The organism is Deefgea chitinilytica (assembly GCF_016881405.1).
GTDB lineage: Bacteria > Pseudomonadota > Gammaproteobacteria > Burkholderiales > Chitinibacteraceae > Deefgea > Deefgea chitinilytica.
The window spans coordinates 41,896-56,513 of record NZ_WOFE01000004.1 but is presented as its reverse complement, the minus strand read 5'-3'; the positions used below and the strand labels follow the sequence as shown (position 1 = coordinate 56,513).

13 protein-coding genes are annotated in these 14,618 nt (G+C 50.1%); 6 read left to right on the top strand and 7 right to left on the bottom strand.

The window, feature by feature from the left end:
- Positions 1-2: 2 nt before the first annotated feature.
- On the bottom strand, positions 3-971 hold the full coding sequence (waaC, locus tag GM173_RS10270; protein ID WP_203571291.1) for a lipopolysaccharide heptosyltransferase I: 969 nt from the start codon (positions 969-971) through the stop codon (positions 3-5).
- A gap of 350 nt (positions 972-1,321) precedes the next feature.
- Here waaC and GM173_RS10265 point away from each other — a divergent pair, with 350 nt between their 5' ends.
- A complete protein-coding gene (locus tag GM173_RS10265) occupies positions 1,322-1,615 on the top strand; it encodes a hypothetical protein (protein WP_203571290.1) in 294 nt (97 codons plus the stop codon).
- 66 nt (positions 1,616-1,681) lie between these two features.
- Here the strand turns inward: GM173_RS10265 and GM173_RS10260 are convergent, their stop codons facing one another.
- From GM173_RS10260 to glyQ, 6 genes are all read right to left on the bottom strand, one after another.
- Positions 1,682-2,374: a M48 family metallopeptidase gene (locus GM173_RS10260; protein ID WP_203571289.1), complete on the bottom strand. Its 693-nt coding sequence runs from the start codon at positions 2,372-2,374 to the stop codon at positions 1,682-1,684.
- Positions 2,375-2,451: 77 nt separating this feature from the next.
- The gene (locus tag GM173_RS10255; RefSeq protein ID WP_203571288.1) at positions 2,452-3,180 is read right to left on the bottom strand and encodes a lysophospholipid acyltransferase family protein; all 729 of its coding nucleotides are present in this window, start codon (positions 3,178-3,180) and stop codon (positions 2,452-2,454) included.
- Between the two features lie 141 nt (positions 3,181-3,321).
- Complete coding sequence (gene gmhB / locus GM173_RS10250) at positions 3,322-3,864, bottom strand: D-glycero-beta-D-manno-heptose 1,7-bisphosphate 7-phosphatase (RefSeq protein ID WP_203571287.1); 543 nt, start codon at positions 3,862-3,864, stop codon at positions 3,322-3,324.
- Positions 3,865-4,015: 151 nt separating this feature from the next.
- Positions 4,016-6,085 carry a glycine--tRNA ligase subunit beta gene (gene glyS / locus GM173_RS10245; RefSeq protein WP_203571286.1) on the bottom strand — a complete coding sequence of 690 codons (2,070 nt, stop codon included), beginning with the start codon at positions 6,083-6,085 and terminating at the stop codon, positions 4,016-4,018.
- Positions 6,086-6,381: 296 nt separating this feature from the next.
- Entirely contained in the window at positions 6,382-6,864 is a 483-nt protein-coding gene (locus GM173_RS10240) for a hypothetical protein (RefSeq protein WP_203571285.1), read from the bottom strand.
- Between the two features lie 18 nt (positions 6,865-6,882).
- Positions 6,883-7,776, bottom strand: a complete 894-nt coding sequence (gene glyQ, locus GM173_RS10235) for a glycine--tRNA ligase subunit alpha (protein ID WP_203571411.1) — start codon at positions 7,774-7,776, stop codon at positions 6,883-6,885.
- A 628-nt stretch (positions 7,777-8,404) separates the two neighbouring features.
- On the opposite strand from glyQ, the gene GM173_RS10230 reads away from it, so the two are divergent.
- From GM173_RS10230 to GM173_RS10210, 5 genes are all read left to right on the top strand, one after another.
- Positions 8,405-10,294, top strand: coding sequence for a lytic transglycosylase domain-containing protein (locus GM173_RS10230; protein WP_203571284.1), 1,890 nt, complete (start codon positions 8,405-8,407; stop codon positions 10,292-10,294).
- A 68-nt stretch (positions 10,295-10,362) separates the two neighbouring features.
- The gene (locus tag GM173_RS10225; RefSeq protein WP_203571283.1) at positions 10,363-10,620 is read left to right on the top strand and encodes an RNA-binding protein; all 258 of its coding nucleotides are present in this window, start codon (positions 10,363-10,365) and stop codon (positions 10,618-10,620) included.
- A 6-nt stretch (positions 10,621-10,626) separates the two neighbouring features.
- Positions 10,627-11,622 (top strand): 2-hydroxyacid dehydrogenase, encoded by a 996-nt coding sequence (locus tag GM173_RS10220; RefSeq protein WP_203571282.1) that lies wholly within the window; start codon positions 10,627-10,629, stop codon positions 11,620-11,622.
- On the top strand, positions 11,600-13,924 hold the full coding sequence (locus GM173_RS10215) for a PAS domain-containing sensor histidine kinase (protein WP_203571281.1): 2,325 nt from the start codon (positions 11,600-11,602) through the stop codon (positions 13,922-13,924). The genes GM173_RS10220 and GM173_RS10215 overlap by 23 nt, the downstream gene beginning before the upstream one ends.
- 54 nt (positions 13,925-13,978) lie before the next feature.
- Positions 13,979-14,608, top strand: a complete 630-nt coding sequence (locus tag GM173_RS10210; RefSeq protein ID WP_203571280.1) for a response regulator transcription factor — start codon at positions 13,979-13,981, stop codon at positions 14,606-14,608.
- Positions 14,609-14,618 lie beyond the last annotated feature (10 nt).

Genomic DNA, 14,618 nt, shown 5'->3' with positions numbered 1-14,618 from the left:
GCTCAGTTCATTCGACAGGGGGCGATTCCCAAAATAGCCAGCACTTGTTCTGGCAGTGGAATCACCCCGCCACCGCCAAGAGAATAAGCGTGCACATTCCAATCCGGGTGATAACTTTTTGCATCGGTTTGGGTGTACAAAGCAACCGAGTGGCAATGCAAACTCTCAGCTAAATGCGTCAGCCCCGTATCCACCCCAATCGACCAATCCGCCCGCTGAATTAAGCTAGTGATTTGCGACAAACTCATGCGAGGTGGCACTACCGCCAAGGTCGAAGCCGCCGCAATTTGCTGCGCAACTTGATGCTCATGCTCACTCCCCCACGGCAAAATCGCAGTGATACCTGCTTGCTCTAAGGCTTGTAGTAACTGAGCCCAATAAGCCATCGGCCATTGTTTTTCTGCTTTCGATGCCGCATGAAAACACAGCACAAAAGGCTGCTGAGTCGGTAACCAGTCAGGGGTAAAAGAGGGTGTTTTCAAGCCAAGGCTTGGGGCATCATGCACGTCATAGTTCATCGCCAACCCAGCAAATGCTCGATACCACTCAGTACCCGGCAACTGTGAATCTGGCATCACTTGTCGATCATAAGCATAACGAGCGATCGCCTCCCCCAAACGCGCATCCGGCGGCCCAATAATTGCATCCGCATGCGCCGCTTTACTCAGCAAAGCCGATTTAATCATGCCATGACAGTCAAGCACGACGTCGTATTGTTCCATGCGTAACTGCTTAACAGCAGCGAACACACCTTGCAAATTGGCTTTATGCGTCCGCTTTTTAAATCCGCGCAATGGCACTGAAATTACCCGACGAATACCACTGTGCATTGCTGGTAATTCTGCAAATTGTGCATCCACCAGCCAATCAATCTGCACCTCAGGAAATTGCCGCTGCAAGTCATCGACCATCGGCAAAGCAAAAATGATATCCCCCAGTGAAGTCAATTTCGCAATCAAAATACTTTTCATGTGCAGCAAACGCCTGAAGTAACACTAACGATGTTCAAAGAACAATCCGAAATAAAGCCATGCCATCCTTCCTGCGATCGGCATGGCGCAGCGACCTTATGAATAAGGTCGATTGAATTGCTGCCCTAGTTGTGCAGAGGTAAGGCACACCACACGTGACATCAGCGCAGACGATGGTCAATAAAAAGTGGGAGGAACCCTACTTAACTAAAAAAACTGACCCGCACCAGCGTCATTCTCATAAGGACAGCACCTAAGCGAGCGCGGAAAAGGATTATTCCACGAAAGGGGAAACTATGTAAGTATTTCGCGCCGAACGCAGAATAACTGTAATTTTTCAAGGCACAACAGTGATTAAAACACCACTTTTCCTAAGCGCTCGCGCCGCAACAGCGTGCCGCGTCGCGCTCACGCAAGTCAGCACACACAAACAGATCGTATTGATTATCTGCGCGGCAGCGCTACTAAATGGCTGTGCCGTCGTCACGACCGCAGCCGTCGTGGGTGGTGTAGCGCTTAGCGCAACGACAACGGCGCTTGATTTGACCTACGAAACGAGTAAAGCAGTCGCCACTGGAACTTATGCCGCCGGTGAGTTCGCGGTCGAAGCACTGGCGAAACCAGATCCCGCTGAAACAGAGTAATCAATACTGCAAATTGCGTGTACGCTCACTAATTCACGCCCCCCACTCGCCAGAGATAAGGAATAATTAGGTCCAAGCCAACAAATTCGAACCATGCTGTTTGAGCCATGCACGTTCCGATTTCCAGTGCGGGCACGCTTGCGCGACAATCGCCCAAAATCGTGCTGAGTGATTCATTTCAGCTAAATGCGCCAATTCATGAATCACAACATAGTCAATCACGCGGGCAGGTGCTTGCATCAGCCGCCAACTGAGCCGAATATCGCCGTTTGACGTGCAACTACCCCAGCGGGTTTTGGCGGAAGATAAAATTAATTGGCGTGGGTGCAAATTCATTCGCTCCGCCCACAGATTGAGTCGTTCGGCAAAATACGGCTTGGCTGCACGCTGATAAAAACGGATGAGGGCGGGGGCGATTTTTTGCTCGTTCGCGGCACAAAGAAACAGCGTATCAGCGGTGAGTTTCGCGCGTAGCGCGCTTTGCAAGATTCGAGGCTCGCCCAACCACAATACTGTTGCGCCCCAAGTCAATTGGGCTTGCACTGTCTCAGCAAGGCGGGTTTCGCGCTCGGCAAGTTTGGCGCGGATCCACGCGAGTTTGAGATGAATAACGCGCTCAGCTTCCGCCAGTGGCGCGCGTTGCGGCAGGATGACCGTCAGCCCCGCTGCATCGATTTTTAAACCAATACTACGGCGACGCGGACTACGCCTTAGTATATAGGGTATATCGCCAGAAGCATTTTTAAACCAAGTCTGCATAACAATACGTGAGGCATGAGGTATCAATTCAGCACTTAATCCAACGGATCTACACCTATCGCCTTACCCCTAACTCCTTACATGCGATAGCACGGCCCACGGCCTGTGATTTCGACCATTTGCCCTTCGATCCAGTCTTCGACTTCTTGAATTAACTCTAGTGACTTTTTGCCTTCGACTGCAATCGGCGCGCCGACCCGAACCGTAATTTCACCCGGATACTTCAAAAACGAATTTTTCGGCCAAAACTCACCGGAATTCATCGCCACAGGCACAATCGGCACGTTTAAATCAATCGCCAAGCGCGCACCACCTTGCTTGTATTGGCCACGCTCACCGGGCTTAATCCGCGTGCCTTCAGGGAAAATCACGATCCACAGCCCTTTCGCCAAGCGATCTTTGCCCTGCTCCATTAATTGCCGCTGTGCTTGCGCGCGCTGACCGCGATCAATCGCAATCGGTGAAGTCGTTGCCAAGGCCCAGCCAAAAAACGGTAACTTGAGCAGTTCACGCTTCATCACCCATACTTGCGGTGGGAAAATCAATTGCAGCGCCATTGTTTCCCATGCGGATTGATGTTTGCACATCACCATCAGGGGGCCAGCAGGAATATGCTCAGCGCCTTCCACTTTGTATTTCAGGCCACATGTAATATGTAGCCACTTTAATAAAATCACCGACCACCAACGAATGATTCGATTTCGCGTCACCGGCGGCAAGGGCAAAATCAAGATAGCAATCAGCGTAAACAGCGGGGTAATGATGACCAGCAACAACCAATACAAAATAGACCGCAACCACACCATGAAACAGACACCTGTAGGAAATCGAGCAGAATAAAATGAAACGGCAAAATGTTTTACATATCACCCGGATGGATTTACCACCGACTTGCCATCAATAACTTATATGCTTTAACTAAAAATCGAGTCGATGCGCCGCAAGACTTAATCAATTGAACTCATCAGCCAATTTGCGGCGGCCGCTAGGTGGTCAAAAACCAGAGTTCCGTCTGGAACATCGCCACGCTGCTCAGTTTTCGCACCATTGCCAGTTCGCACCAACAGCGCTTGCCCACCCGCCGCCAGCACGGCGTCTAGATCACGACGCGAATCGCCTATCATATAGCAATCTTTTGGCTCAACCCGGAAGCGTTTGGCAATGTCCAGCACCAGCCCCGGTGCTGGCTTGCGGCAATCACAAGCGGCATCGGGTGCGTGCGGACAGAAAAACACCGCGTCAATATGTCCACCCGCATGATGCACCGCCTTGTGCATTTTGGCGTGAATACGATTGAGCATGTGCACATCAATAATACCGCGCCCAATACAGCTTTGATTGGTCGCGACTACCATGGTCCAACCAGCACGAGTGAGCTCGCCAATCGCATTTAAACTTCCGGGAATCGGCAACCATTCTTCAGGCGATTTAATAAAATCAGGGCGATCTTCATTAATCACGCCATCACGATCTAAAATCAGCAATTTCATCGCAACATCCTAAAAAACGCCAAGCCCGAAAAGTCAAAACGGAGTCCACAAAACACACGATAATCACGAAAAAGCAGCGCATCGAATGTTTGCGTTCGTGTTTTTCGTGTCTTTCGTGGACTCAGGGTTTGTTTTTATTGGCGCGCCTAGCTTAATCCGCCAGCAGTGACAATTCAGCGACGCGGTTCATTAAATCGGCCAAGCTCGCGAGCAAGGCCAAACGATTACCGCGCACCGCCAAATCATCAGCCATCACCATCACGCCATCAAAGAAGGCATCTACCGGTGTTTTCAGTGCGGCCAATTGTTTCAACGCCGAGGTAAAATCATTCGCGGCTAATGCGCTTTCCACTGCAGGCTGCAAAGCCAGCAGTTGTGCGTACAAGGCTTGCTCTGCACCAGCGCCAATCAAGGCCGCATTCAGTGTCGGCAATTCGCCTTCTACTTTCTTCAAAATATTACGAATGCGTTTATTTGCCGCCGCCAGCGCTGCGCTTTCTGGCAAGGCTTTAAATTCAGCAACAGCAGCCAAACGTACCGTCACATCATCCAGACGGGTCGGTTGCATTGCCAATACCGCATCAATATCGGCGGCAGGATAATCGGCTGCCAACAGGTTTTTCAAGCGTTCCAGCATAAAGCCATACAAACCATCCACCGTGCCATCTTGAATCAAGCCGGCCGGGAAGCTCGCGGCAGCAATATTCAGCACCCCTTTCAAATCCAGTGGCTGCGCCAACAAGATCCGCAATACACCTAACGCTGCGCGGCGCAACGCAAATGGATCTTTGTCGCCGGTTGGGATCAAACCAATGCCGTAAATACCGACCAAGGTTTCGAGTTTATCAGCCAGAGAAACCGCTTGCGCAACCGCGCCTTCTGGCAGGGTATCACCTGAAAACTTAGGTTTATAGTGCGCTTCAACGGCATACGCCACCTCAGTATCTTCACCATCATGCTTAGCATAGTACTGCCCCATAATGCCTTGCAGCTCAGGAAACTCTCCGACCATATCGGACGACAAATCCGCTTTGGCAAGATAAGCAGCACGGGTGGCTTTGGCCACATCTGCGCCCAGCAAGCGGGCGATTTCACCAGCGATGCTTTCCAAGCGCGAAACTCGCTCGAGTTGCGAGCCAATTTTGTTGTGATAAACCACGTTTTCAAGCTTGGCAACACGGCTAGCGAGCGGCGCTTTTTTGTCTTGCTCAAAGAAGAATTTCGCATCCGACAAGCGTGCGCGCAATACGCGCTCGTTGCCGTTGATGATGTGGCTCGAATCGGCCGCTTGCAAGTTTGATACCAATAAGAATTGGTTCATTAACTTGCCATTCGTATCCAGCAACGGGAAGTATTTCTGATTTTGCTGCATCGTCAAAATCAAGCACTCTTGCGGCACTTCGAGGAATTCAGCTTCAAACTCGCCTTTCAAAATCACCGGCCACTCAACCAAAGCCGTCACTTCGTCAAACAAAGCATCATCTGCGGCAATCGTTGCATTGACTGCGGCAGCAGCTTCTTTCAGTTTTTCACCAATCAAGGCACGGCGTGCCGCAAAGCTAGCAATCACGCGGCCTTCATCGTGCAATTTACGCGCATATTCAGACGCGCTATTGAGCACCAACTCGCCGTTGGACAGAAAACGATGGCCTTGTGTGGTACGGCCTGCGCTTAAATGCAGCACTTGCCCTGCAATGACATCATCACCGTGCAGCATCACTAAGCCGTGTGCTGGGCGGATAAATTGCCCTTCACGATCACCCCAACGCATCATTTTTGGCGCGGGTAATTTTTTTAAGGTTGCAGCAACCAAGCCACTCAATACCGCGCTTAACGCCTCACCGGCTTTACTCATACGATAAACGTAAACGTCTTGTTTTCCGTCGTGTACAGTTTCAAGGCTTGAAACTGCATCAGCAGCCAAACCACAAGAGCGAGCAAAACCCAGCAAGGCTGGCGTTGGATTACCGTCTTTAAAACCTGCAGTCACTGCGGGGCCGCGTTTTTCAATATGCTGCTCAGGCTGCACTGCAGCCACATTCGGAATACTCACCGCCAAACGACGCGGGCTAGCAAAAGTCGTGTATTCAGTGCCTGCGGGAACAAAGCCTAATTTTTGCAATTCAGCAAACAAGTGATCGGCAAAAGCAGCGCCGAGTTTTGGCAAGGCTTTCGGTGGCAATTCTTCGGTAAATAATTCAATCAATAGCGTTGGATTCATGCTTATTCTCTTTAAATGCGTGGGCAATTATCTTGCCGCAGCGCTTCATCTGGCAGGAAAACGTTAATACGTAGTCAGACAATCGTTCCCGCACTTCCTTGGTTCGCCTTGTTATACAACTTGTACACTTTTCGGCTTACCGCCTGACGCAAAAACGTTTAGTTAACTACTGCAAGGTGCTGATTTAATGTTGCTTAAGTAGGCTGACAAAAATTTCCGCCCACCGTTGGCTCGCCTCGCTGTACGGCTTGTACTATTCTTCGGCTTCGCCGCCTTGTTCGAAAACTTTCGTTCAGTTACCTAGCAGCCTCTTTCTCAGCCATGATTTGGCAAACTTGCCGCACAAAATCAGCACCATAGCTGTCTTTCTCAGGGGTAGTAAATTCCCACATAAACCCCGGCACATCGTGCCGGGCAATCTCTTTGTCTTCACTATTTTGCAAAGACACTGCGACACCAGCCATCCGCCCAGATTCGCAGTGAATCGCCGAGCGAGCATACTTCAAGCGATACTTTTCTTTGGTTTCAGGGTCAATCTGGTCTTCAAAATACCGCTGCACGATCCACACAAAAGTATAATTAGACTCTTCATACTGTTTTTCGTGCTTGACCGAATTGGCGTCTACCCACGTTTCAAACTCGTGCATCGTGCCGTATAAACGCCAATCGGTATTTTTAAACGGAATTGGCGCAGGGCCTTTCATGCCATCGTCCATTTTCTTGCCACAGCCACTGACCAACAGTGCTGCCATCACTAAAAAACTGACTCGCTTCAACATCAAAAGGCCAACTCCGAATTACTCAGAAACCGCGCACATCGGGAAACCCAGGGCCTCACGGCTATCGTAGTACGCTTGAGCGACCAAACGCGCCAAAGTACGCACACGACCAATATAAGCCGCGCGCTCAGTCACCGAAATCGCACCGCGGGCATCCAATAGATTGAACATGTGCGAGCATTTCATCACCATCTCAAATCCGGGCAAGGCCAAATTCGCCTCGATCAAACGTTTTGCCTCAGACTCAAAGTGATTGAACTGCTCAAATAAAAATGGCACATTCGATTGCTCGAAGTTGTAAATCGATTGCTCAACTTCATTTTGGTGATAAATATCACCGTAGGTGACTTTTTGACCATTTGGATATTCAGTCCAAACGATGTCGTAGATACTATCTACCCCCTGTAGGTACATCGCTAGACGCTCGACACCATAAGTGATTTCGCCCAATACTGGCTTGCAGTCCAAACCACCAACTTGTTGGAAGTAGGTAAATTGCGTCACTTCCATGCCGTTCAGCCACACTTCCCAACCAAGACCCCAAGCCCCCAAAGTTGGGCTTTCCCAGTCGTCTTCAACAAAACGTACATCATGTACATTGGTATCAATCCCCAACTCTTGCAAAGAACCCAAATAGAGTTCTTGAATATTGTCAGGCGATGGTTTCAATACCACTTGGTATTGATAGTAGTGCTGGCAACGGTTTGGATTTTCACCATAACGGCCATCTTTCGGACGACGACACGGCTGCACGTAGGCCGCATTCCAAGGCTCTGGGCCGAGTGAACGTAAAAACGTGCCGGTATGAAAAGTCCCCGCGCCGACTTCAATATCATAGGGTTGCAACAAGGCGCAGCCGTGCCCCGCCCAGTAGGTTTGTAACTTAAGAAGGATTTCCTGAAAAGTCAGCATAATTTTATGGCACACGGTACAGTTCTTTAATCAGATAATTCTACCTGTTTTTATCGTCACCGTGGCACAGCCCACTCATTGAGTCCGCTTCTCAACACAGTTGCGCCTGCAGAACCCCAAAAAAACGTGAAAATGTAACAAACTTACGTACCTAATCAGAAATATATTTTCTGCAGCACCGCAAAACCTAAGCTTCTTGTTATGCTTGCGTTTTATATGCGTGAATTTACCGCGACTAGGGTCTGTTGACGTTTGGTTTCCCGCCGCGCTGGAGCGATTCTCGCGGTGAATCAAGGCGTAGGAAGCGATGCATAGTCATTCTATGTGAGCTTGCTACAACGCGGAGTCGCCGCGAAAAGCGCCCAGCCCTCGGGTTTGGCGGCTTTTGGCCTGATGCTGCGTTACAAAGCGCTGACTTAGAATGCTAAGTTGCGCGCTTCGTGCCTTGCCTCAGGCCAAAATCCGCGCAAACGCGGTTGGCAAACCAAACGTCAACAGACCCTAAATACCCGAACAAAAGTTTTCAGACAAAGCTCTGCGCCGAAGAAAGTACATCTGTACGGCAAGGCAAGGTAACGATGGATGAAAACTTTTGGTTTGCCACTGTTCTTCTGTTTAGGTTTCAATAATGCGTTCGCTTTTATCAGCCCTTATTCTTAGTAGCAATTTATTACTCTCGGCCAGTGCATTTGCTAGCCTAGATTTAGACGCCTTACGCGAAGCAGTACGTGCCCGCGACTTGCCGCGCATCGCACAAATGAGCGAAGCCAGCGCAGGTGAACCGTTAGAAATGTACCCACAATATTACTGGCTCAGTTTACAAATCAAACAGATCGCTGAAGAAGACGCCACTGCATTTTTAAATCGCTTCCCCAATACACCGCTAGCCAACCGCTTTCGTGAAGAATGGCTCAAAGAATTGGCGGCTCGCCAATCATGGGCTTCATTTGAACGCGAATTTAGCCAGCTCGACAGCCCCTCTATTGAGCTGCAATGCTTTAAAACGCAAGCGGCTTTAGCGCGCAACGATAGCAGCACCCTCAGTAGCAATAAATCTTTCTGGTTTAGTGGCAAACCGGTAGCCAGCGCCTGCAATCCGGTATTTGATGCTTTATTTGAAAGCGGAGCACTCACCAGCAATGATGCATGGTGGCGCATCCGCCAAGCCTTTGCTGGCGATCGAGCCGATTTTGCCCGTCAACTCAGTGCACGAGTTGGCTCGCCTATTGAGCTTTCTGCCAAAAACCTTGCCGCATTAAAAAATGCCCCCGAAAAACAACTTAGCAAACTGGGTAATAGCCGAGCAGATCGTGAATTAAGACTGTATGCACTGGAACTCATCGGTCGAAAAAATCCAGAGCAAGCCGCTCGCCTGATCGAAGAACTAGGCGATCAACTCAGCGTTGAGGATCAGCGGTTTGCTTGGCAACAACTAGGCTTATTTGCCGCGCGTCGTCACCACCCAAGTGCATCAGTTTGGCTCGGCAAAGCCACACTCAATGATTTAGACGAAGAAGACCAAGCTTGGTTGCTGCGCTCAGCATTACGTGCCGGCGACTGGTCGGCGGTTGAGCAGCGGATTAATGCACTACCGAAAGAAACCCGCGAGAAGAAAACCTATCGCTATTGGCTCGCGCGCGCCTATGAAACACAAAACAAAACCGCCGAAGCAAGGGCGATTTATGCGTCGCTCAGCGATGGTTTTGACTATTACGGTTTATTGTCACAAGAAAAACTAGGCACCATGCTGCAAGAGTCCAGAGCGCCTTACACGCTCAACAAAGACGAAATGAAACAAGTCGCAGCGCTACCGGGAGTGATTCGCGCACTGCGGCTAAATCAACAAGGCTGGCGCGTCGAGGCCAATCGGGAATGGAATTTTGCCATGCAAAATTTAAGCGACACCCAGCTATTGGCCGCCGCAGAATTAGCGCAAAAAAATCGCATGTATGACCGCAGCATTTATAGCGCCGAGCGTACCAAAGCCATCCATGACTTTACGCTGCGCTATCCACGCCCCTATCAAGCTGAAATTGACTTTGCCGCGAAAACTCAGGATCTTGATCCTGCTTGGGTCTATGGCCTGATTCGCCAAGAAAGCCGTTTTATCAGCGACATCCGTTCAAGCGCAAACGCCGCAGGGTTGATGCAATTGATGCCTGATACGGCAAAATGGGTCGCTGGAAAAATGAAATTAACCGACTTCAAACCCAGCGACATCACTGACGTTGAAATCAATACCCAAATGGGAGCCTACTACCTTGCTTATTGGGCCAACAATTTCAATGGCAACGCCATTTTGACGACTGCGGGATATAACGCTGGCCCTGGCAATGCTAGAAAATGGCGTGCTGCCAGCGAAATGGATCCAACAATTTATATTGAAACGATTCCATTTAGTGAAACCCGCGACTATGTCAAAAAAGTGCTCAGCAATGCGAGTCATTACGCGCATTATTATCCCAATAGCGCAACCCAGTTGAGCCAACGGTTACAAACTGTGCAGCCGCCACAGTAAGTAAACTAAGCATTACCTGATTACCTTTATTCACCCTGCAACATCAAACTGAACTTGGAGTAAATACGATGCAAATCCTCATTGGGAATCTCCCTGCAACAGTCACACTTGATGATGTCAACGCCCTACTTATTACCCAAATTGGCGCACCAGAACCACTGGAAGTCAGCTTAAATCAAGGGATGGGCATTAATACAATCGCCTTGGTGCAATATGCCGCCGATGCACCGAAGGCTCTGGGCGAGGCTTTGGTCGGCAAGCTCAGAGGGTTAAACTATAAAGGCCATGATTTGAATGCCACCGTAACGCATAATTTCAAGGAGTAATCGAAAATGCGCATCGCCGTTTTTGATAGCAAACAATACGACCGCACCGCATTAAATGCAGCCAACTTGCAACATCAGCATGAATTGGTGTTTTTTGATGATCGCTTGAATATCAAAACCGTACCGCTGGCAGAAGGTTTTGACGTAGTGTGCCCGTTTGTGAATGATAAACTCGATGCGCCAACCATTGCCAAACTCGCCAAACTCGGCGTACAGCTCATCGCGCTGCGTTGTGCGGGTTTTAACGGCGTTGATCTTAATGCGGCTGCTCAACACGGCATTCCAGTTACCCGCGTTCCGGCGTATTCGCCAGAAGCCGTTGGCGAATATGTATTTGCATTACTGTTGACTCTGATTCGCAAAACCCATCGCGCTTTTAATCGGGTTCGCGATGGTAATTTCTCTCTCGATGGTCTGGAAGGTTTCAACCTGCATGGTCGTACCTTTGGTGTAGTGGGCGCCGGAAAAATTGGTCTCGCGACCGCCCGTATTGCACGCGGTTTTGGCCTAAAGGTTCTGGCTTATGACCCCTACCCGCCCGCGGTTTGTGAAGTCGGTTGCGAATTTGTTTCTCTGGATGAGTTGCTCGCCCAATCTGACATCGTTTCCTTGCATTCGCCCCTGTTTCCTACGACGCACCATATGATTAATGAAACGTCTTTGGCAAAAATGAAAAAAGGCGTGGTCATCATTAACACCAGTCGTGGCGGTCTAATCAATACAGTTGACCTGATCAAATCGCTCAAATCCGGCCATGTAGGCGGTGTCGGCCTGGATGTCTACGAACACGAAGAAGGCGTGTTTTTTGAGGATTTATCTGACAGCATGCTCGATGATGATGTATTAGCGCTACTCACGACCTTCCCAAATGTACTGATCACCTCACATCAAGGTTTTCTGACTAGCGAAGCGCTAGATAACATCGCGGCGTCGGTGCTGCACAGCGTGGCCGAGTTTGCCCAACAGCAGCCATTAAGCAATGAGGTCAAAGCGGGTGCTTAGCCAGCCCTCGCGTCAAAAAGAACACGCGCTGTCCCGTTGGCTACTGAGCATTACGCCATTTGCGGCAGCGCTGTTTGCGCTCGCCTTCGCCTTATTTTTAATCCAAACCGCACTCAAAGAAGACCAAGCAACCAGCGTGGCTTTAGAGCAAGATTTGCTCTGGCAAAAACAAGCATTAAAAAATCGATTGGACAACCTCAGTACGCAACTTAACGGCCTAGCAGAAGTGATTGCCACAGAGGGGGTCGCCTCTGCCAATTTCACCGGACGATCATTGTCTATTTTGCAAGACTCACCCGAAGTCATGTCCTTAGAGTATGTCGACGAAACAGGGCAAGAGCGCTGGCGCTACCCACAATACCGCCCTGACTTTTTACCTGAGCAAAAGCACCGTAATCTGGTCGCCGCGCGCAGTGCCGTGCTAGCCAGTGCAGACGCGCATTTCAGCTCGGTGATACTTGGCAAACAGAATGTTCCCCTCGTTGCGCTCGTCGTGCCTGTTCGCCTCTCTTTTAATGGACGGCATACTTTGCTGGCGATGATTAATTTGAATACGCTGCTGCAGCAACAAGTTCCTTGGTGGATTGCGCAGCGCTACCAGATCACGCTCAATCAAAATGGAAAACAAATTGCTAGCAAATTTGATCGCAATCTCGATCCAACTCAGTTATCCAAAGGCATACAATTTGACTTAGCCCCCAATCAATTCGAGCTAAAAGCCACCGTCTATAAACAAAAACAAAGCTGGCAACAGCATTTGCTCACTTTGGTGGTGGCCACGCTATCGATTTTGATGATTGGCTCAACATGGGCGCTACGCCGCCACATTAAAGAACGGCAAAAAGTCGAAGGTCAATTACGCCAAGAAACTGCAATGCGCGAGGCAATGGAGAACTCGCTGGTCACTGGCATTCGGGCGATGGATAAAGATGGTCACCTCATTTACATCAATCGCGCGTTTTGCGATATGGTGGGCTATAGCGCGGAAGAACTGATCGGCAAAAGCCAAATCATGCCCTACTGGCCACCAGAAGATTTGGATCGCTGCATGGCCGTGTATCGCGCAATTTTATCGGGTCGCGCAGAAGCCGCTGGCTATCAAATGCGCTTTATGCGCGCCAATGGCGAGCGCTTTGATGTGCGCTTGTACGCGGCCAAGCTAATCGACGGCGAAGGCCAACACACTGGCTGGATCAGCTCCATTTACGACATCACTGAGCTACAGCGTGAACGCGATGCCTTGCAAGCTTCACACGAACGCTTTGTTACCGTTCTAAATGGCCTCGATGCCGCGGTTTCGGTCAGCGATGCCGCCAGTGGGGAAATGTTGCTCACCAATCGACAATTTGACCGAGCGTTCAGTATTCCCGACTGGCATGGCCGCTATTGCGCGCTGCCGTATGTGGCCAGACGCAAAGGCGCACCGATTGATACCGAATGGTTCGACGCTTTCCGTGGGCACTGGTATCAAGTGAAAAGCCGCAGCAGTGTGTGGGTCGATGGCTCCGAAGTCTGGCTCGAAATCGCCACCGATATTACTGCACTCAAAAATGCCCAAGAGCGCGAACGGCTGCAAAACGAGCAACTGCAGCAAACCACGCGTTTGATTAGCATGGGCGAAATGGCATCCAGCTTGGCGCATGAACTCAATCAGCCTTTAGCCGCGATTGCCAGCTACGCTACCGGTTGCCGCAATGTCTTGTCGCAAGCCGAGCCCAATATCGGACAACTGGATCAAGCGATTGAAAAAATGGCCGCCCAAGCCAAACGCGCGGGCAAGATTATTTCAGGGATTCGCGAGTTTGTGCAGCGGCGCGCGCCGCACCGCAAACCGTGCGCAATTGTCGATTTAGTCGATACTGTGCGGACTTTACTGGCGGCCGAAATCGCCAAGCATCAAATTAAACTCACCATCAACGACATCAGCCAGCTGCCGGCGATTTCTGCTGATGCGGTCATGCTAGAACAGGTGATGTTTAACCTAATGAAGAATGCGATTGAAGCCATGCATAATACACCCGCAGCCGAGCGCAGTTTGACGCTAACAATTACACCGAGTGACGATATTCTCTCTTTTGTGATTAGTGATCGCGGCAGCGGGATTGCCCCCGAGCAGATGGAACAATTGTTTAAACCCTTCTTTACCACTAAAAATACCGGCATGGGAATGGGTTTGAATATTTGCCGCTCGATTATCGAGCACCATCAAGGCCGCCTGTGGGTTGAAGCCAACCCCGGCGGCGGTAGCCGATTTATCTTTACCTTGCCCTTACCACAAGATAATCTGGCTTATGAGCCCTAATTAATTTGAACTGGCCCTTTTCGAATTTAGCCCCAGCGCAGGAGTACACCGCTTATGAGCATCAATCATGCCAATACCCGCAAAATTGCCATTGTGGATGATGACGACGCAATCCGCGACGCACTCTCATGGCTCTTTTCGACTCGCAATCACCAAGTCAGCACCTTTGCCAGCGCCGAGGAACTACTCGCCACTTATCGCCCAGAAGACTATGGCAGCCTCGTGCTCGATGTCCGCATGCCAGGGATGGGCGGGCTGGAATTATTCGTGAAGCTACAAGAATACGCCTACTGCCCACCAGTGATTTTCTTAACCGGCCATGGCGATGTCCCCATGGCGGTGGCGGCGCTCAAACAAGGCGCAGCCGATTTTATTGAAAAACCGTTTTCCGATAATGACATCGTTGACTTGGTTGAAAGCTGTCTCTCGCAAGACCAACTCAGTCGCGAAGAATGGCAAACGCGTACCGCTGTCGATCAACGCCTCGCCTGCCTGACGCCACGCGAGCGCGAAGTAATGAAGTTGATTTTAACGGGCCGCCTGAATAAGCAAATCGCTGATGATTTGTCGATTTCGATGAAGACTGTCGAAGTCCATCGCGCGCGAATTTTAGAAAAAATGCAAGTCAAAACCGCAATGGAACTCGCCGCACGTTTGCGCGATGCAGGCGTAGAACCACAATAATAGGTATATC